Raw genomic sequence first — 19261 nt, forward strand, 5'->3', positions numbered from 1 at the left:
GCGGTGGAGCGGCTGCGTCCTCTCCTACGGGGTGCGCCGGCCGCCCGTTCACCGGCGCCCGCCGATCCGAGCCGCCCGCCCGTTCACCGGCGCCCGCCGACCCCGGCCGGCCGCCGGCAGTCCCCGCACCGGCCCCCACATCGGCCGGCCGGCCGCCCGTCCTCCGCGCCGGTGCCGACCCCGCGCGAGGCGGCCGGCCGCCCGTACGGGCGCGGTTCACGCCGAGTCCAGGCCGGCCAGCCACGACGCGACGGTCCGTGCCAGGGGCAGTCCCGTCTCCAGCTCCACGAAGCCGAACTGGCCACCCTGATTGCACTCCAGGAACCACCACACGCCGTCCTCGTCCTCGGCGAAGTCGAAGGCCCCGTAGGCGAGCCGGGCCGTCGCCGTGTACGCGCGCACGGCGCCCGCGATGCGCTCCGGCACCGCCACGGGCTCCCAGCCGTGGCCGCTGTCGCCGTACCGCCCGTCCACCTGGCCGGGCGCCGACCGCTTGCGCGCGGCGAACAGCCGCCCGCCCACCGCGGTCAGCCGCACGTCGGCCCGCCGGGGGACGTACCGCTGGAGCAGGGTCGGCGCGGCGGCGACGGCGGCGAAGTCCGCGTCCGGCCCCACCAGCGCGGTCGGCACGAGCAGTCCCGGCTCCTCGCGCGGCGGCCCGGACAGGGTCTTCACCACCACCCGCCGGTGACGGGCGGCGAACTGCTCGGCCGCCCGGGGGAACGTCGTCACCACGGTCGGGGGCACGGCGAAACCGCTCCCGTGCGCCACCCGCAGCTGCCACGGCTTGATCCGGGCCCGCTCGGCCGCGGCCGGGTGGTTCATCCAGCGGGCGGCCGTGGACGACAGCATCCCGTACAGGGCCTGGCCGGCCTCGGCGGTGAGCCAGGCGGACGCCCCCGGCGCCCGCGCGGCGGGCGTGCCCGGTCTGCGCACCCACACGCCGCGCACCCCCGCCGTGCCGACCAGGCGCCCGTCCACCGACAGGTGGCCGCGGAAGTCGCCGCGCGCGTACTCGGCGCAGAGCGCGACCCGGCCCGGCAGGTCGGCGGGGTCGAACCGCACCAAGGGGACGCCCAGAGCGCCCAGTTCGGCGACCACGAGGTCCGCCGTGACGTCCTCCTCGCACGTCAGCACCAGTACCGTCATCGCGGACGCCGGCCGGTCAGTCGTCGAAGTGCGTCTGGGAGCCGGCCGTCGACGTCGTCGTGCCGGCAGCCCGCAGCACCTCCGGGTCGGCCACGGCGGGCCGTCCGTCGGGCAGGACGTTCAGTTGGAGCGCGGCGTCGTACGCGTACGGCGGGGCGGTGCCGGCCCCGGCTCCGGCCGGCACGGCGTACCGCAGGGCGAACGGTCGTCCCATGGCTTCTTCCCGATCCCTTCGTCGACCACCGGTGGGTACCGGTGAGTACGGGCCGGGGGCGTGGGAAGCTCACCACGATCCGTGACACCGGCCCCGCCGGATGCGGCGGGGCCGGTGTCACGGGCGTTGCGCGGAACCGGTCAGAACGTGAGGTTCCAGGCGTCGATCCGGCCGGAGTCCTGCGTGGCGACGTCGCGCACGCGCAGCTTCCACGTACCGGCGGCGACCTCCGCCGAGGCGTTCACGGTGTACGTCTTGACGACGTCGTCGCCGCTGTCGCCGTTCGCGAAGTCCTCCAGCGGGTACACCGTGCCGTCCGGGGCGACCAGCGACAGGACGAGGTCGCCGCGGTAGGTGTGCTTGACGTCCACGCCGACCTTGAGGGCGGCCGGGGCGTTGCCGCTCACGCCGGTGACGGTGATCGGGCTCTCCACCGTGCCGTTGTCGGTGATCGCGACGTCGGCGGTGTTCTCGAAGTACGTGCCCGGTGTCGGCGTCGAACCGCCGACGGCCTTCAGCGCGTCGGTCTGGCCCTCGCCGAAGAAGCCGTTCTTCGCGGTCGTGCCCGTGCACCGGCTGTCGGACGGGCAGGCGGTGTCGGTCGCCTGCGAGGCGAGGCGGGCCCGGAGGTCGGCCGGGGTGAACGACGGGTTCACGCTGGCCAGCAGCGCGGCGACGCCGGCCACGTGCGGGGAGGCCATCGACGTGCCGTTCATGTTGCCGTACTTGCCGCCGGGCAGCGTGGAGTAGACGCCGCTGGAGCCGTCGCCGCCCGGCGCGGCGATGTCGATGACGTCACGGCCGAAGTTCGAGTACGAGGCCTTCACGTTGCCGCGGCCCATGGCGGCGACGGTCACGACGCCCGGCAGTTCGGTGGGGATGTCGACGCAGGCGTTGGTGATCCTGCGGCTCACCGGGGTCGAGTCGTTGGGGCTCGACGTGTCGGTGGTCTTGTTGGCGAGGTCGTAGTTCGAGTTGCCCGCCGCGGCGACCTGGAGGGAGCCCTTGCCCTCGGCGTACGCCTGTGCGCGCCGGACGCCCTCGATGATGGCGGCCTGGTCGGCGTCGTCCGGGCAGTTGAACATCCACGGGTCGGTGTAGTAGCTGTTGTTCGTGACCCGGAAGCCGTGGTCGCCCGCCCACATGAAGCCGCAGATGGTGTTCTCGGCGAAGAACATCGACGTCGTGGGCTCCGCGATGCGGACGGAGGAGATCCGCACACCCGGCGCGACGCCGATGACGCCCTTGCCGTTCTTCGCGGCGGCGATGGTGCCCGCCACGTGCGTGCCGTGGGTGCCGACGTCGCGCCACGCGCCGGCCCGCGTGTCCGCCCGGCCGTAGGCGCAGGAGACCGAGTCGGCGGCGTTGAAGTTCGGGGCGATGTCCTGGTGCAGGTCGTCGACGCCGGTGTCCAGGACGCCGACCTTCACGGTGGCGGAGCCGGTGGTGACGGCCCACGCCTGGTCGGCCCTGATCTGGGTCATGTCCCAGCGGTCCGACTCGGTGAGCGTCGTCGCGCTCTGCGTGGGGGTGGGCGGCAGGGCCGGCGCGTACGCGTCGGCGGGCACGTCCGACGTGCGGGTCGCGCCGACCTGCTGGACGCCGCTGACGCCGCGCATCGTCGTGGCGAACGTCGCGGAGGCGGAGTGCGCGACGACGACGCCGATGGCGTCGTAGTGCGCGAAGACCGTGCCGCCGTTGCCGGCGACGGCGGCGCGCACCGCGGAGGTGTCGCCGGGCGTGGTGATCACCAGGTAGGCGCGGGTTCCCGCGGCCCAGGCGCCGGTGGGCGCCGTCGCGGCGGTCGGCGTGGCCGCCGCGGCCTGCGGAGCGGCGGCGGCGGGGGCCGCGGGTGCCGCGAGGGCGACGGCCGCGCCGAGGGCGACGGCGGCGGCCGAGCGTCTGAGCCCGGCGGATATGTGGGGAAGCATGTGTCCTCCGAAGGCCCGGCGACACGGGAGGCGTCGGGCGGGCCGGGATGAAGAAGTGGTCGAGCCGCAAGATCTCAGATGTGAGCACGTCAAGGGAAGTACCGTTTCGCCACCGGTTGTTCGCCCTCCGGACGGACATAGGCGGCCCAAGTGCGGCAAAGAGGGGCCGAATCGGCACGCGGTCTCACCACACGGCACCCCCACCGCGGCGGCGGCAGCCCCCGTCGAGGGGTACGGGCACGTCCTCGCCGGCTCCCCGCCGCCCCGTCGGCCCCACCGCGCCTCACGGACCGCCCGCCCCCGCCGGCCACCCGCCCCGCCGCTCGCCCCCGCCGACGACCTGCCGTCGGGCCGGGCCGCCTCAGCCGGCCGCCGTCACCTCGGCCGCCAGCGCCGCCCGCAGCCAGTCGTCGGTGGCGCCGAACGTCGGCTCGGGCGACGCGGCCAGCTCCGCGGTCAGCCGCCAGAAGCGGTCGACGCCCGGGTGCGCGAGCTCGTCGAGGTAGACGGTGAGGCGCCGCCGGAACGCGGGCGTGTCACGGAGGCCGCGCGCCCCGGCGTGGGCCGCCACGAAGGCGTCGACCGCCCCGCCGGACGGCTGCCGCGCCGCCCGCAGTTCGGGCGCCGCCGCCGCGTACACCTCGGCGAGGGCCTCGTACAGCACGGCGGGCCGGCAGGCGCCGCCGGGATCACCCGGCACCGTCCGGCAGACGGTGACCGCGCCCGTCCCGTCCGCCGCGAGGGCGTTGAGCCGCGCGAGGGCCAGTACCTGGGCGGGCGTCGGTTCCGCGGGCGGCTGCGGGACCGCCGCGTCGGAGATGGCCGAGAACAGTCGCGCGGGCAGCCGCGGCGGGAGGACCCGTCGGAGGAATCGCGCCACCGGTGCCGTGCTGGGCGGGGTGCCCAACGAACCCACCAGGCACAGCCGTTCGGCCCGTTCCTCGGCCGGGCTCTCCTGGAGCAGCCGCAGCGCCGCCTCCCGCCAGCGCAGCGCCACCATGCGGGAGCCCACGTCCCGCAGGTGCCCCGCGATGACGTCGTCCAGCGCGCCCTCCCGCTCCAGGACCCGGCCGACGTCCGCGACCGGCACGTCGAGACCGCGCAGCGAGCGGATCAGACGCAGCCTGTCGAGGGCCCCGGGCCCGTACCGCCGGTGGCCGCCCGCGCTGCGACCGTCCTCCGGCAGCAGGCCGAGGTCCGAGTAGTAGCGCACGGTCTTCACGGTGACGCCCGCCCGCTCGGCGAGCTCGCCGATGCTCCACGTCTCCTCGACGGACATCTGCGGACCTCCTGACCCGGGGCGCCGGTGGTCCCTCACCGTACCGGGGCGGGTCGTCACGCCACCGGCGTACCGGGGCGCCCCCCCGGCGGCCGGGCCGCGGGCCGCGCCGGGTGTGCCGGGCGCCGGGCCGGTCCCCGCACCCCTGGAATCGCCACCGAACGGTCGAAATATCGCGCCTGCATATGCCTTTCCGATTACGCGCCCCGCATTTGCTCATAGCACACTTCGGGCCCCGGGTGGGATTATATTGACAGTGCAGTTAGCGGTACGGGTTAATGGAGGCGAATGGCTTCAAAGCGCGGCTCGTCGTTCTCGCGCGAGGGGGAATCGAGCCGCTCCACTACCGGAGTCGGCGAGGTTGCCACGGTGTTGTGACAGCCCGGCCGCGAGCTCGAATCCGGTCGCGGGCCGCACGGCACGTGCGCGGAGAATGGTGGACCGGGATTTCCTTCGGAGGGACATCGATGCCCCATCTCGACTCTTTCACGATTCCGGAATTTCATCTTCCATTTGAAAACTCGAAGGACCCGGCGGCAGACCGCGCCAACGCAGAGGCTACCGCCTGGGCCGTGGACCGGGGGCTGATCGACGGTGCCTGGGAACAGTTCGCCGGCATCGGCTTCGGGCACCTGACGGCGCGGGTCGACCGCGGCGCGCCGTACGAGCGCATCGTGCTGCTCTCCGAGTGGATGGCCTGGTCGTTCGTCCTCGACGACCAGCACGACCTGCTCATCAGGGAGGGTCGCCTCGACGCCTGGCAGCCGGTCTCCGACGCGATCGCCCGCCATGTGCGGGGCGAGCGTTCGGGCCGGCCGGGCGCGGCCCCGCACAGCGCGCTGCTCGACACCTTCGTCGAGCTCTGCGACCGGATCCTGGCCGGTATGCCCCCCTCGATCCAGGACCGCTACCGGGTCCACGTGCCGCGCATGCTGCGCTCCCTGGACGAGGAGGCGGCCAACCGGCGCCCCGGCCACCGGCCCACCGTCGAGGAGTACGTCCTCACCCGCCGGCACAGCTCCCAACTCCTGCCGATGATGGACATGGTCGAGGCCGACCAGGGCATCGAGGTCCCCGCCGAGATCCGCCGGAGCCCCGCCTTCCAGGAGCTCGCCTGGAGCGCCATCGACGTCATCTCCTGGGGCAACGACGTGTTCTCGCTGCCCAAGGAGTACTCCTGCGGGGACACCAACAACCTCGCCGCCCTGCTGGCCGCCTGGCACGACCTGACCCTCACCGACGCCGTACGGGCCGTGGAGGAGCGCGTCCACGCCCGTGTCGAGGACTTCCTCGCCGCCGCCCGGCGCCTGCCCGGCGCGCTGGAGGGGTTCGGCGTGACCGACGCCGCCGCGCGCACGGCCACCGACCGCTGCGTCCGCAGCTACGAGGACTGGATGGTCGGCGCCGACCTCTGGCAGCGTTACGACTGCACGCGCTACCGGGACGAGCGGTTCGCCGCCGGGCTCGAAGCCGCGTACACCCGACCGGACCTGCTCTCCGCGGCATGAGGGGAAAGCCCGTGGCCCGTACCAGCCACCGCACGTCCAGCGACGGACCCGAGCGGTCCGACGGCCCGGCCCGACCCGGCCCCGACGGGCCGGGGCCCGCCCGGCCGGGCGCCACCGCCGTCGCCCCCATGGCGCCCGGACGGCTGCCCGTCCTCGGCCACGCCCTCCAACTGTGGCGCGGCCCCATCGCCTTCCTCGAATCGCTGCGCCCCGCCGGGGCCGTCGTCCGCGTCGACCTCGGCGGCTGGCCCCTGCACGTCCTCACGGACCCCGACCTCATCCACACCGTCCTCGTCGGCGAGGCGCAGGACTACGGGCGCGGCCGGATCTTCGAGAAGCTCCGCCCCCTCTTCGGCAACGGCATCGCCACCACCGACGGGGCGTTCCACCGCAAGCAACGCCGGCTCATGCAGCCGGCGTTCCAACGCAACCGCATCAGCCGGTACGCGGAGCTGATGTGCCGCGAGGCGGACGCCATGGCCTCCTCCTGGTCCGCGGGCACGGAGGTCCGCGTCGACCGCGAGATGCGCCGGTTCGCGCTCTCCGCCGTCGCCGGCATGATCTTCTCCGGGGACGTCGACCAGCCCGCCGTGCGGGAGGTGCACCGGTCGTTCCCGATCATCCTGGAGGGCATGCTCGTCCGCACGGTCATGCCCAAGGCGTTCGACCGGCTCCCCATCCCCCTCAACCGGCGCTTCGACGGGGCCGCCACCCGCCTGCGCGCCATCATCGACGAGGTCGTCGCCGAGTACGGTCCCGAGGACCGCGGCCAAGACGACCTCATCTCGCTGCTGCTCTCCAGCACCGACGCCGAGACGGGCGAGACGATGAGCGCCGAGCAGGTGCGCGACGAACTCATCACCATCCTGTTCGGCGGCACCGAGACGGCCTCCACCACCCTGTCGTGGATCTTCCACGAACTGGCCCGCCACCCCGACGTGGAGAAGCGCGTCCACGCCGAGGTCGACGCCGTCGTCGGTGACCGCCCCGTGCGCCCCGACGACCTCGCCGCCCTGACGTACACCCGGAGCGTCTTCGAGGAGTCGCTGCGGCTCCACTCGCCGCTGCTCTTCACCCGCCGCACGCTCACCCCGGTCACCCTCGGCGGCGTGGCCATCCCCGCCGGGGCCGAGATCGCGTACAGCCCCTACGCGCTCCACCGCGACCCCGCGCTGTTCCGCGACCCGACCACGTTCGACGCCGACCGCTGGAGCGACGCCGACCCCTCGCGGCTGCCGCGCCTCAACAGCTTCATCCCCTTCGGCGCGGGCCAGCACAAGTGCATCGGCGACGCCTTCGCCGTCGCGGAGATCCTCAGCGCGGTCGCGAGCGTGGCCTCGCGGTGGCGTCTGGCCCCGGTCCCCGGCAGCGTCGTGAAGGAGGTCCCCGCCGGCATCCCCCTGCCCGACGCGCTCCCCATGGTGCCCGTACCGCGGCGCTGACGCGCCCTCCCTGAGCAAGGGTCAGCGGAGAATACACCGCCGACCCCGATCGAGTGGCGATGTTCCGGAAAGAAGGGCCATCGGCCGTAACAACCCGTCGCCTTGCCCTTACACTCGGCCGCACGTGCTGGAGGGGGCAAGTGATGACAACGGCCGGAGAACAGCAGGAACGGGACACCGCGCCGCTCCTGGAAGCGCCACTGCTGGAGCGGGATTCGGAGCTCCGCGCGATCCGGCGTGCGCTGGACGGTCTGTGCGGCACGTCGGCCGCCGGGGCGCACACCACGCGGCAGGGCGGCGTCCTCGCGTTCGCCGGGCCGGCGGGACTCGGGAAGACCACGCTCCTCACCCAGCTCCGCCACCTCGCCGCCGAACGCGGCTGCACGGTGCTGTCGGCGCGCGGCGGCGAGCAGGAGCGGCAGGTGCCGTTCCACGTGATGCGCCAGCTGATCCAGCCGGTCTTCGCCGCCATGGCGGAGGAGGAGCGGCGCCAGATCCTCGGCGACTGGTACGACATCGTGGCGCCCGCCACCGGTCTGTCCGCGCCGAAGGCCGGCGCCAACCCCGACCCGCAGGGCGTCCGCGACGGACTGGACTGGGTGATCACCAACCTCTCCGTCCGCAGCGGCCCCGTCGTCCTCGTCCTCGACGACGCGCACTGGGCCGACTCCGAGTCGCTGGCCTGGCTCACCGCCTTCGCCGTCCGCGCGGAGGAGCTGGGCATGCTCATCGTCGTCGCCTGCCGCCCCGACGAGCTGCCGCCCGACGCCGTCCCCCTGCACACCCTCGCCCAGCGCCACGGCTCCCGCTCGCACGAACTGGCCCCGCTCACCTCCGGCGCGGTGGCGCGGATCGTCCGCTCCGCCCTCGGGGAGGGCGCGGACGAGCTGTTCTGCCGCGAGTGCTGGGCGATCACCGGCGGGAACCCCTTCGAGGTCGTCGAGCTCGCCGCGAAGGGCCGCGACCGCGGCCTCGCGCCGCGGGAGGAGAACATCCCCCAGCTCCGCGACCTCGCCTCGGCCGTCAAGGGCAGCGGGCTCATAGAACGGCTCGAACAGCTCGGCCCGTCCGCCGTCCGGCTCGCCTGGGCCGCCGCGGTCGTCGGCACCGGCGTGCCGACCACCGTCGTCGGTACCGTCGCCGCGCTCGGCACGGCCCAGCTGGACGACGCCGTCGAGCAGCTCCAGGCGGCCCGCATCCTGACCGTGCTGCCGAGCCTGCGCCACGAGCGGGTCGTGGAGTTCTACCACCCGCTCATCGCCACCGCCGTGTACCGGTCGATTCCGCCGGGCGTCCGCGTCGGCATGCACGGCGTCGCCGCACAGGCCCTCGTCGACGAGGGGCTCGGCGCCGCGGCAGCCGCCCGCCACATGCTGGAGATGCACCCCGAGGGTGACCCGTGGGTGGTCCAGCAGCTGCGCCACGCCGCCCGCGACAGCTTCTCCGCCGGCGCGCCCGACGCCGCACGCCGCTACCTCGCCCGCGCGCTGCGCGAACCGCCGGACGTCGAGGACCGCGCCCTGGTCCTGTTCGAGCTCGGCTCCGCCAACCTCCCGCACGAGCCGGCCACCACCGTCAACCAGCTGCGCGCCGCGCTGGAGGAACCCAAGATCGAGCAGGAGCTGCGCGAGGCCGTCACCTACCGGCTCGCCCAGGCCCTCGCCCACACGGGTCAGATGCAGCAGGCCACCGAACTCCTCACCGAGGAGGCCCGCCGCACCACCAGCTCCCGCACCCGACTGCGCATGCAGGCCGAGCAGTTCAAGTGGAACGCCGTGCACGTCGACGAACACGACTCGACGGGCCGCTCCCGCCTGCTGACCACGTTCGCCAAGCGCCTCACCGGACGCGACCTCGCCGAGCGGCACATCCTCGGCCTGCGCGCCTGGGACGTCGTGATGCGCGCCGAGCCCGCGGCCCATTCCCTGGACTACGCCGAGCAGGCGCTGCGCGGCGGCATGAGCTGGACCGATTAGGACTTCGGGTTCGAGGTACCGGCCGTCGTCGCGCTCACCCTGATGTACTGCGACCAGCCCGGCCGCGCCGAGGAGCTCTTCCACGACGGCATCGCCGAGTTCGAGGCGAAGGGCTGGCGCGGCGCCCACCTCTCCTTCGCCTACACCCTGCTCGGCTACATCCGCTTCCGGCGCGGCCGGCTCGCGGAGGCCGAGGACTTCGTCCGCAGCGGTCTGCAGATCGCCGACCGCGTCGGGCACGGCATCCCCGCGCAGTGGTACGCCGTCGGCATCCTCATCGAGACGCTCCTCGCCCGGGGCCGCGCCGACGAGGCCCAGCGGGTCGCCGCCCGGTACCGCTTCGGCGCCGACTTCCCCAAGGTCGTGGTCTATCCCGATCCGCAGGCCGTCTGGGGCAAGCTGCTGCTGGCCCGCGGCAGGACCGACGAGGCCGTCCAGCAACTCACCGCAGCCGGCCGGCGACTGGAGCGGCGAGGCACCCGCAACCCCGCGTGGAGCCCCTGGCAGCTCGACCTGGCCCTCGCCCTCGCCGACCGCCACCCGGAGGAGGCCCGGAAGAACGCCGACGCGGCGGTGGCCCGCGCCCGCGCGTTCGGCACGGCCAGCGCCGTCGGTCAGGCCCTGCGCGTCGCCGCGGCGATCAGCGAGCCGATCAACGGCGTCGCCCTCCTGGGCGAGGCCGTCGACCACCTCGAACAGTCGCCGGCGGCGTACGAGCTGGCGCACGCCCTCATCGACCACGGCACCGCGCTGCGCGCCCTCGGCAGCCTCGACCTCGCCGCCCAGCAGCTCTACCGCGGCATGGAGACCGCCGTCGCCTGCGGCGCGGACTCGCTCGCCGCCCGGGCCCGCGGCCAGCTCGCCGCGGCCGGACTGAGGCCCCGGCGTCCGCTCCCCGCCGAACGCGACACCCTCACGATCCTGGAGGAGGCCGCCGCCCGGCACGCCGCCGAGGGTCTGGACAACACCGCCATAGCCGACCGGATGGGCAGCGACGAACAGTCCGTCTCGGAGCTGCTGTCGGCCGTGTTCACCAAGCTCGGCACCGACCGGCTCGGCCTGTGCCGCGCCCTCGGCCACTGACCCCACCCGCCAGGTGGCGGACCGGCCGCCCGGGGCGACACCCCGGGCGGCCGGGCCCGTCAGGGGACGGCCGGATCCGGCTCCGGGCCCGTGACGCGCAGCTTCGACTGGCCGTGCGGCAGGAGCTCCCAGTCGTCCATGAACCGCGCCCGCAGACCGTGCTTGCGGGCCAGGCCCACCAGTGTCTCGGTCCGGTAGTAGAAGTCCTCCCGCAGCACCTGGTGTTCCCTGCCCTCGGTCCGGTCGAAGGTGAAGTCGAAGAAGCCGCCCGGCGCCAGCACCCGCCCCACGTGCGCCAGGCACTCGTCGATGACCTCCAGCGGCGAGTGCGAGAACACGCTGTGCGCGTGCACCACCGTGAAGTGGGCGTCCGGCAGGAAGTCCAGCGTCAGGTCGTCGACCGGCGTCAGGTACGGCATCCGGTCCTGCAGCCCGTACCGCACCAGCGTCCGCTTCGCCTCGATCAGGATGTCCGGGGAGATGTCGATGCCGTAGTAGTGGCCCGGCTCCAGGTGCCGGATGAAGCGCCAGCCCGCCCGGAGGTTGCCGCACCCGATCTCCAGCATCCGGTCCTCGGGCCGCAGTCCGTGCCCGACCAGGTAGTCGAACTGCATCCGGCCGATCGCCAGCCACCGTTCGCGCGACGGCGCCCCGCCCACGGCCGCCTCCGGGCTGCGGGCCGTGTCGCTCGCCATCACCCCCCGGTAGTAGGCGACGTGATCGCCGCGGCTGCGCAGCCGCAGCCACAGGTCACGCCCGGCGCGCCGCACGTATGGGACGACCCGCTCCGGGTGCCGCACCGCGTAGCGCACCTTGTACCCGGGCCTCGACCGGTCCGTCCACGACCGCGAGAACGGACTTGGCGGCATGGCGCCCTCCTGATGTGTGCACGTGTGGATGGTTGCCGGTCCACCGTGCACCCGGTGCGGGCGGGGCGCCCGGCGCACCACCCGTCCGGGCGCGACGGCACCCGCACGGGGGGCGTCGACTACTCCGTCCGTGTCACCGGCGGGCGGCGCGCCCCGGCCGGGCCGTCCAGTGCGCCGGGCGGGTCAGCGCGTCGGGGATCCTCGTCGCCCCGTCGCCCCGGGCGGCGTTCAGCTGCGCCTGGGTGAGGAACAGGGCGCCCGTCAGGTCCGCGCCCGACAGATCGGCGTCGCGCAGGTCGGCGCCGATGAAGTCCGCCCGGCGCAGGTCGGCGCCCGTGAGGTCGGCGGCGATCAGGTAGGCGCCGCGCAGGCTCGCACCGCGCAACCGGGCGCCCCGCAAGCGGGCGCCCATCAGGTCCGCGCCCCGGTGGTCCCTGCGCCGCCCCGGCACCTCCGCGCGGGCGAGCTCGCCGGCACGCAGCAGCAGCACGTTGACCTCGGCGCGCAGCGCCCCCACGTCGAGGGCCGACAGCTCGTCGGCGCCGCCGCGGCTCAGCGCGTCGATCCGGTCGTGCAGCCGGCTCAGCTCCGGGTGGACGGGCCGGGCGGCCGGCAGGTCCAGCGCCTCCGCCGCGTACCGCAGCAGCTCGTGCAGCTGCCGCACCACCGGGAACACCGCGAACATCGTGCGGGCCGTGTCCGGTTCGGCCCGCCAGTCGCGGCCGCCGAACGTCACCTGCGACACCTTCTGCCCGGCCCCCAGGCAGTCGAAGACGGTGCAGCCGGTGTACCCGCTCTCCCGCAGCCGGGTGTGGATGCCGCAGCGGAAGTCGTCCCGGAGGTTGCCGCAGGGCGTGCCGGCGGGCTTGTCGGCGGCGAAGTCGGCGGAGCGGGCGAAGGGCAGGGCCACGCAGCAGAGCCCGAAGCAGTTCGCGCAGTCGGCCTTCAGGTCGGGGCGGTCGGTGTGCGGGATGTGCGACGGCACGACGGTGGTTCTCCAACGGGTGTGCGGGTGTGCGGGCGTGCGGGTGTGCGGGTGTGCGGGTGCGGGGCCGAGCCGTGGCCCCGGGTGCGGGCCGCGGTCGGCGCGGTGGGCGGACGTACGTGCTCATTGTCCCTCCTCTGAGCAGGGGCCCGTTCGGTAACGTAGAGCCATGCCACGGTTACACGGGGGTGAGTGACGTGGGCGTGATCGCCGGCGAGGAGCGCCACCCCGGGACACTGCCCGTCCAGCACATGGGAGCCGGGGACCACGCGTTCCTCTGCTACGACCGGGAGACCCCCGGCTGGGACGTCCTCACGGCCTTCGTGTGGGCGGGACTGGCGCGGGGGGAGAAGGTCATCGTGTTCGGACCCCCGCACCTGAGCGAGACGCAGCTGCGGACGCGGCTGCGCGACGCGCCCGGCCCGCTCGTCGCCACCGGCTTCGAGAGCGCGCAGCTGGAGATGAGCAGCATGCGCGAACTGATCCTGCCCGCACCGAGGTTCACCGCCGATCGCCAGTGGCAGCGGATCACCGAGGAGGTCGGCGCCGCCCGCGCCGAGGGGTACCGCGGACTGCGCACGTACATCGACATGGGCTGGGTCGCGGACCTCGGGGCGGACCTCGACCTGATGGTGGACCGCGAGCGCCGGGCCGGCCACCTCTTCGCCGACGGGTTCTACAGCGAGGTCTGCGCCTACGAACGCGACCGCTTCCCCGCGCCGGTCCTGGAGGCGATGTGCCGGGCCCACCCCCGCAACCTCCTCCCGGCGCTGGGCCGGTTGCGCTGCCCGTACGGCGAGGGCGTCCTGCGCGTCATCGGCGACGCGGACAGCGCCACGTACGACTGCTTCCGGCGGGCCGTGGACGGCGCCCTGCGGGGCCTCCCGCGGGGCCGGCCCGCCACGGTCGACCTGCGGCGCACCGGCTACCTCGGCCCCGAGTGCGCGGCCGAGCTCGTCCGCGCCCTCACCGGCCCGCCGGCGCTCCGGTCCGTCCGGGTCCGCTGCTCGCCGGGGCACGCCCTGCTGCTGCGGCGTCTGGGCGCGGACCCGGCAGTCCTGGACACGACGGGATAGGCAGATGGCGCTGGAAACGGCCGGGACGGTGCCCGGCAACGGAGAGGGAGCGGACATCCTGCTGCGGTGTCCGTTCGGCGGCTCGGACATCCCCCGGCTGCGGGTGCTCGTGGAGAGCCACGCGGCGCAGGCGGGCCTGCCGGAGCCGCGGCGTGGCGACTTCGTGGTGGCGGTGGACGCCGTCGTGGTCAACGCCGTGCGGCACGCGGGCGGTTCCGGGGTCCTGGTGCTCGCGCGGACCGCGCGGGAGCTGGAATGCCGGGTCTCGGACCGGGGGCCGGGGTTCACCGAGGACGTCATCCCCGAGCTCGCTCCGGGGATCGGCGGCGCCTGCCCGGGCCGCGGGCTGTGGCTGACCCGGCTGATCACCGACCGGCTGACCGTCACCCCCGGCCCGGCCGGCGGCAGCACCGTCACCTTCGCGATGCGCCTGGGGGACGGCCGCTGACGGCCTCCCGGCCGGGGGCCGGGAGGCCGGGAGGCCGGGGGCCGGCCCCCGGCCGGGGCCAGGGGCTGGGCCCCCGGGAGACGGAGGATCAGGGGAGCGGGGGAGCGGACGGTCAGGAGGGCGCGGCGGACCGGGCCCGGTCGATCACCGTGTCGAGGAGGGACAGCAGCGTCGCGCGCACCTCGTCCCGGACGCGCGCGTCCAGCAGCAGGACGGGCGTCTCGGGGTCGCGCAGGCGCAGCGCCGCCCTGATCTCCCCGGCGGTGTACGGCTGCCGGCCGTGGAAGCAGTTCGCGCCGACGACGAACGGCAGACCGCGGCTCTCGAAGAAGTCGACCGCGGGGAAGCCCCGGTCGAGCCGCCGGGTGTCCACGAGGACGATCGCGCCGAGCGCCCCGTGCAGCAGGTCGTCCCACAGGAACCAGAAGCGCTCCTGGCCCGGCGTGCCGAACAGGTACAGGACGACGCCCGCGTCGTCGAGCGTGATGCGGCCGAAGTCCATCGCCACGGTCGTCGCGGACTTGGCCTCGATGCCGTCGAGGTCGTCGACGCCCACGCCGGCGGCGGTGAGGCGCTCCTCCGTGCGCAGCGGCTCGATCTCGGAGACCGCCTCGACCAGGGTGGTCTTGCCGACCCCGAAGCCGCCGGCGACGAGGATCTTGACGGGGGCCGGCTCCTGGCCGCCGGGGGCGGTGTCACATCCGGGCAAGGTTGTCCCTGATTCTCATGAGCAGGTGGACGTCGGTGGTCGCGGCCGCCTCCAGGGGCGGCCGGTGGTGGACGAGCCCGCGGTCCGCGAGCTCGCCGAGGAGCAGCGTCATCGGCGTCAGCCGCATCCCCATCCGGGCGGCGATCTCGGCGACCGCCCGCCCGGTCGGTGCCGGGCACAGGGCGAGGACGTGCCGCCACTCCGTGGGCAGCCCGTCGGGGGCGTCGCCGCCGACCGCCGCCGTGATGGTGGTGTCCATCGTCAGGGCGGTCCGCGGCGCGGCCGTACGGCCGTCGGTGACGGCGTACAGCCGCGGCCGGCGGCCGCCCCGGCGGTGCGGCTCGTCGGGCATTACGGGGCGGGCGGCGACGACGGCGGCTGCGCGCGGTCAGGCGTGCCCAGCCACTCGCCGAGCGCCTGCGCGGTCCGCACCGCCTCACCGCCGAGCTCGCCGAGGCGTGCCTTGCGGTTGGTGACGACGACGAGCGTGCTGCCCTCGCCGCACCCGACGAGGCACAGGTACCGCTCGTCCATCTCGACCAGCTGCCGGATCACCCGTCCGCCGTCGACGTCGCGGGATATCGCCCGCATCGTCGCGGCGACACCGGAGGACGCCGCCGCGATGCGTTCGGCCTGCGCGCGGTCCAGCAGGTAGGCGCTGAGCATGATCCCGTCGTTGGACAGGAGCACCGCCCCCTCGATGCCGGCGATCCTGCTCAGGTTGTTGTCCAGGACGCTGTAGATCATGTCGTTCGTCGTTGTCATGGCTGATCCTGTCGGAGCTCTTCTTCCACTTTCCGGGTCCCGTCCTCGTACTCCGCCCAGGCGTCGGCCACTTCCTCGGGGCTCGCCCCGTCGTGGCCGGTGCCCGGGCCCGTCCCGGTCTCCTGGGCGGCCGCGCCGCCGTCCCCGGGGGGCGGCGTGCGCAACTGCTCGACCAGGTGCGTCTGCGGTACGCGCTCCGGCAGGGGCGGGCGGGCGGCGCCGTCCCCGTCCCCGCCGGGAGGCGGTGCGTCCTTGCGCCGCCGCACGGGCAGCGCCGCGCCCTGCCGCGACGCCGGCCGCGACGTCTCGCCGCGGTCGTCCGGCCGCCGCTCGGTCGTAGCCGGCGCCGGGGCCGGTCCGCGCGCCGGGGGACGGGCCTGGGCCGGCAGTCGGGCGGGGGCCGCGGTCGGATCCGCCGTCCCGTCCACCGTCCCGTCCACCGCCCCGTCCGCCGTCTCGGGGCCGGTCGGGACGAGCAGCTCTCGCGGGACGAGCACCACGGCCGCCGTGCCGCCGTACACCGAGCGACGCAGCGTCACCGTCGCGCCCAGCTGGTGGGCGAGGTGGCCCACCACGAACAGGCCCAGCCGGTGCGCGTTTCGCGCGAGCACGGCGTACGGCGGGGCCGAGTGGAGGCGGGCGTTCATCTCCGCGTACCGCTCGGCGCTCACGCGCGGGCCGCGGTCCTCGATCTCCACCGACAGACCGTCGGCGACCACCTCCGCCCGGATCACCACCCGGGAGCGAGGCGGGGAGAAGCGGGTGGCGTTGTCCAGCAGCTCCGCCAGCAGATGGCTGACCTGGCTGATGACGCGAGCCTCCACGCTGATCTCGTCGAGTGCCTGACGGTCGATCCGCCGGAAGTCCTCGACCTCCGCCGCGGCCTCGCGCAGCAGGTCGGCGACGCGCATCGGCTCGGTATGGGGGTCGGGGACCTCACCGCCCGCGAGGATCAGCAAATTCTCGACCTGCCGCCGCATGCCCACCGTCAGCTGGTCGGCGCGCATCAATCCGCCCAGCAGCGCCTGGTCCCCGCCGAACGCGTCCTGCAGCTCCTCCGTCAGGGCCAGCTGGCGACTGACCAGGTTCCCGGTACGCGAGGCGATGCCCGCGGCGAAGCTGCCGAAGCCGTCGCGTTCCGCGGCGAGCTGACGCTGCCCGTCGACGGAGACCGCGACGACCCGGGCGAACGCGTCGCTGACCCGCCCGACCTCGTCCCGCTCGCCGCGCACCCGGGGCAGCGCGTCCTCGTCGACCGGTCTGCCCTGCCGCAGCCGCTCCACGACGTCCGGGAGGGTCCGTTCGGCGACGGTCACCGTGCGGTCGTGCAGCAGCCGCAGCCGCCGCAGCACGGAGCGGGTGGTGACCGTGACGACGGTGACGACCGCGATCAGCGCCCCGCCGGTGACGGCGACGAGCCGGGTGACCTCACGCTCCAGGTCCGTCGCCTTGGCGTCGCCGTGGGCCAGCAGGCCGCGCAGGCGGGCGGCGTCGAGGGCCGTCAGGTCGTCGGACCACCGGGCGTGGGCGGCCGTCCAGTCCTTCGCCTCCCGCGGCAGCCGCACGCCGAACGGCAGGTCCTCGTGGCCGGCGAGGACACGGTTCTCCACACGGGTCTTGGCCTGCCACGCCTCCGAGCCGACGAGCCGGGCGTAGCGGTCGCTCTCCGCGGGCGGCAGGTGGGGGACCACCCACCGGTCGTACAGGTACCGGTGCGCGCCGACCGCGTTGACGAATTCCGCGAAGCGCGTCGTCTCCAACTCCCGCGACGGGCCCGCCAGCGCCAGGAGGGTGTCCTCCCGCGCCAGCATCTCGGAGGCGGAGAACATCGTGACGAGGACCTGGCTCTCCTTGGTGAGCTCGCCGTCCTCGGTGTGGCCGAACGCGTCCTGGTAGAAGCGGATCATCTGGCCGATCACGCCGTCGTAGTACGCGACCGTGCTGTCGGGGCCGCCGGTGCGCGAGTCCGCGCGCTCGCGCTGGGCGCCCAGTGCGTCGAGGCCGTCGAGTACCTCCCGGAGTCGGCGATCGGCCTCCTCGGAACCCCCTCCGGCGGACGCGGCGGCGCTGCGGAACCGGGCCGCGGCGCGGTCCGTGGCCGCCCGGTGGGCGCGCAGTCCGGCGGCGGGCGCGGACGGATCGGTCCAACGGGCGGCGGCGGCCGTGCGCTCCGCCTGCATGCCCGTCATCAGCGCGTGCAGCGGCAACCCGAGCCGCTCACCGGCCAGCACGTCGGACCGCAGGTGGGCGGACTGCTCCAACAGCCGGTCGGCGGTCACGGTGACCAGGGTGGCCATCGCGGCGGTGGGCACGACGGCGAGCAGGACGAGCAGGGTGCGCAGGCGCACGGTGCGCCGTCGACGACGGGTCGACGGGCCTCGCGCGCCCTCGGGTCGGGTGGGAGACATCAGCCCTCGGGAGCGGCAGCGGGGACGTTCGGCCGCCGCACCGGTGCGGCCCGCGGAGGGGCTGCGGGACCCACCGGTGCGGCTGCGATGAAGCGTGGGGGTGCCGATCATAACCAGCCAGGACCCGTTCAGGTCAGGTTGTCCCCATGATCGGAAAGTGGTAACCCGCGTGCGCAGTGTGGCGGGAAGTGGCCGTCATGTGGCCATCATGTGGCCGATCCGACCCCGATCCGACCCCGATCGGGCCCCGATCGGCGCCCGATCCGACGTGCGGCGGTCCGGTGCTGCCCCGGCGCGGTCCGTGGCGGTGCCGCCGCGTCCGCCCGTCCGGGTGCTGCCCGTTCGGCGTGGCCCGCGCCCACCGGCGAAGCTTCGGCGCGAAATGTGCACATGAGCGCGGGGAGGACACCACCGGAGGTTCCCTTGCAGTACGGGCGCAGGCTGGCCGACGCCGTCTCGGCACCGGGGACGACACCGCTCATCGGTGTCTACGACACGCAGTCGGCCTCCCCCGCGGCGCTCGACTACGACGGGCTGTTCGCCTCGGCGGGCCACCGGTCCGCCGGTCCGAAGTGCCGGGTGGCGCGTGCCGGGGGCCCCGTGGGAGGCCGGGTGGTGGGGCGGCATACTGGCCCGCGGCGCGGCGCGACCCTTTCCAGCCAGAGGAGCAGCCACATGGCCGACCAACCCACCGTCGAGGAGACCGCCGGGGAGACCACGGGGAAGACCGCCGCGCGGACCACGGACGTGGCCGTGGCGGAGGGTCCCGAGGTGGCCGTGGCGGAGTCCGGCGCCGCCGGGCAGGCGGCCTTCCTACCCGTCTTCGAGGTCGGTCCCTCCCACATCGCGCAGGCGGAGGCCCTGGCGGGCCTCTTCCGGCAGGCGGTCGCCGGTCACCCGGCCGGCACCGACACCGGCACCGACACGGACGACGGCACCGACGACGGTGTCGACTTCGGCCGGATCAGCCGCGCGGCGGCCGCCGTCCCGCACGGCGGGGCCGTGCGGACCGTGCGTGGCTGGGGGCTGCGGGAGACCGCTCCGGTCGGTGTCATGGTCCTGTCTCTGACGGAGGTCGTACGGCAGGCCCTGCCCGCGCCGTCTACCAACCCGGAGTTCTGGCGGAAGGTCGAGCGGGCGCTCACCGGAGCTTTCGTCGGCCCGGGCGGGCAGCGCGGCGCCCACCTGTCCTTCTCCGGCGGGACGGAGGACGGCACCGGCTACACCTGCCACCTGCTGTTCGTGCTGCAGGACGAGGAGACCGGCGACGCCGTCCACGCCGTCGCCCTCCGCCTCGACGCGACGGTCGGCCTCCACGGGGCGGCGGCGCGCGCCCTGGCGGTGGACGACGTCGTGCCGTTCGCCCTGCGGGTCGACGCCGTCGCCGTACGGCAGCAGTTGCCCGCCGCCGTCTGACGC

Annotated in this window: 17 protein-coding genes; 7 read left to right on the top strand and 10 right to left on the bottom strand. The window is 74.7% G+C overall.

Annotated elements, in window-relative coordinates:
- Positions 1-216: 216 nt before the first annotated feature.
- From tgmB to NRO40_RS27590, 4 genes are all read right to left on the bottom strand, one after another.
- Positions 217-1149 (bottom strand): ATP-grasp ribosomal peptide maturase, encoded by a 933-nt coding sequence (gene tgmB / locus NRO40_RS27575; RefSeq protein ID WP_058940470.1) that lies wholly within the window; start codon positions 1147-1149, stop codon positions 217-219.
- A 16-nt stretch (positions 1150-1165) separates the two neighbouring features.
- Complete coding sequence (tgmA, locus tag NRO40_RS27580) at positions 1166-1363, bottom strand: putative ATP-grasp-modified RiPP (protein WP_058940471.1); 198 nt, start codon at positions 1361-1363, stop codon at positions 1166-1168.
- 140 nt (positions 1364-1503) lie between these two features.
- Positions 1504-3294, bottom strand: coding sequence for a S8 family peptidase (locus NRO40_RS27585; RefSeq protein WP_058940472.1), 1791 nt, complete (start codon positions 3292-3294; stop codon positions 1504-1506).
- 361 nt (positions 3295-3655) lie between these two features.
- Positions 3656-4573: a MerR family transcriptional regulator gene (locus tag NRO40_RS27590; RefSeq protein ID WP_058940473.1), complete on the bottom strand. Its 918-nt coding sequence runs from the start codon at positions 4571-4573 to the stop codon at positions 3656-3658.
- A 572-nt stretch (positions 4574-5145) separates the two neighbouring features.
- Between NRO40_RS27590 and NRO40_RS27595 the strand changes: the two genes are divergently transcribed.
- From NRO40_RS27595 to NRO40_RS30660, 4 genes are all read left to right on the top strand, one after another.
- Positions 5146-6081, top strand: coding sequence for a terpene synthase family protein (locus tag NRO40_RS27595; protein ID WP_232790946.1), 936 nt, complete (start codon positions 5146-5148; stop codon positions 6079-6081).
- A gap of 11 nt (positions 6082-6092) precedes the next feature.
- On the top strand, positions 6093-7523 hold the full coding sequence (locus NRO40_RS27600; protein WP_232790947.1) for a cytochrome P450: 1431 nt from the start codon (positions 6093-6095) through the stop codon (positions 7521-7523).
- A gap of 143 nt (positions 7524-7666) precedes the next feature.
- Positions 7667-9499, top strand: coding sequence for an ATP-binding protein (locus tag NRO40_RS30655; RefSeq protein ID WP_306674890.1), 1833 nt, complete (start codon positions 7667-7669; stop codon positions 9497-9499).
- 42 nt (positions 9500-9541) lie between these two features.
- Positions 9542-10582, top strand: a complete 1041-nt coding sequence (locus tag NRO40_RS30660; RefSeq protein WP_306674891.1) for a tetratricopeptide repeat protein — start codon at positions 9542-9544, stop codon at positions 10580-10582.
- 59 nt (positions 10583-10641) lie between these two features.
- Here the strand turns inward: NRO40_RS30660 and NRO40_RS27610 are convergent, their stop codons facing one another.
- The gene (locus NRO40_RS27610) at positions 10642-11451 is read right to left on the bottom strand and encodes a class I SAM-dependent methyltransferase (protein WP_058940475.1); all 810 of its coding nucleotides are present in this window, start codon (positions 11449-11451) and stop codon (positions 10642-10644) included.
- A 133-nt stretch (positions 11452-11584) separates the two neighbouring features.
- Positions 11585-12436: a pentapeptide repeat-containing protein gene (locus NRO40_RS27615; protein ID WP_058940476.1), complete on the bottom strand. Its 852-nt coding sequence runs from the start codon at positions 12434-12436 to the stop codon at positions 11585-11587.
- 188 nt (positions 12437-12624) lie between these two features.
- Here NRO40_RS27615 and NRO40_RS27620 point away from each other — a divergent pair, with 188 nt between their 5' ends.
- Entirely contained in the window at positions 12625-13512 is an 888-nt protein-coding gene (locus NRO40_RS27620) for an MEDS domain-containing protein (RefSeq protein ID WP_157901781.1), read from the top strand.
- A gap of 4 nt (positions 13513-13516) precedes the next feature.
- Positions 13517-13960: an ATP-binding protein gene (locus NRO40_RS27625; RefSeq protein ID WP_058940478.1), complete on the top strand. Its 444-nt coding sequence runs from the start codon at positions 13517-13519 to the stop codon at positions 13958-13960.
- Positions 13961-14072: 112 nt separating this feature from the next.
- On the opposite strand, the gene NRO40_RS27630 is transcribed toward NRO40_RS27625, so the two are convergent.
- The 4 genes from NRO40_RS27630 to NRO40_RS27645 are packed head-to-tail and all read right to left on the bottom strand — an operon-like array spanning position 14073 to position 17842.
- Positions 14073-14669 (bottom strand): GTP-binding protein, encoded by a 597-nt coding sequence (locus NRO40_RS27630; protein WP_058940479.1) that lies wholly within the window; start codon positions 14667-14669, stop codon positions 14073-14075.
- Positions 14656-15021: a DUF742 domain-containing protein gene (locus NRO40_RS27635; RefSeq protein WP_058940480.1), complete on the bottom strand. Its 366-nt coding sequence runs from the start codon at positions 15019-15021 to the stop codon at positions 14656-14658. Before NRO40_RS27635 ends, NRO40_RS27630 begins: the two co-directional genes overlap by 14 nt.
- Positions 15021-15434, bottom strand: coding sequence for a roadblock/LC7 domain-containing protein (locus tag NRO40_RS27640; RefSeq protein ID WP_058940481.1), 414 nt, complete (start codon positions 15432-15434; stop codon positions 15021-15023). The genes NRO40_RS27635 and NRO40_RS27640 overlap by 1 nt, the downstream gene beginning before the upstream one ends.
- On the bottom strand, positions 15431-17842 hold the full coding sequence (locus NRO40_RS27645) for a sensor histidine kinase (protein ID WP_058940482.1): 2412 nt from the start codon (positions 17840-17842) through the stop codon (positions 15431-15433). The genes NRO40_RS27640 and NRO40_RS27645 overlap by 4 nt, the downstream gene beginning before the upstream one ends.
- 675 nt (positions 17843-18517) lie before the next feature.
- On the opposite strand from NRO40_RS27645, the gene NRO40_RS27655 reads away from it, so the two are divergent.
- Positions 18518-19258 carry a hypothetical protein gene (locus NRO40_RS27655; protein WP_058940483.1) on the top strand — a complete coding sequence of 247 codons (741 nt, stop codon included), beginning with the start codon at positions 18518-18520 and terminating at the stop codon, positions 19256-19258.
- The last annotated feature ends 3 nt before the right edge of the window (positions 19259-19261 follow it).

It is taken from the genome of Streptomyces changanensis (assembly GCF_024600715.1).
Lineage (GTDB): Bacteria > Actinomycetota > Actinomycetes > Streptomycetales > Streptomycetaceae > Streptomyces > Streptomyces changanensis.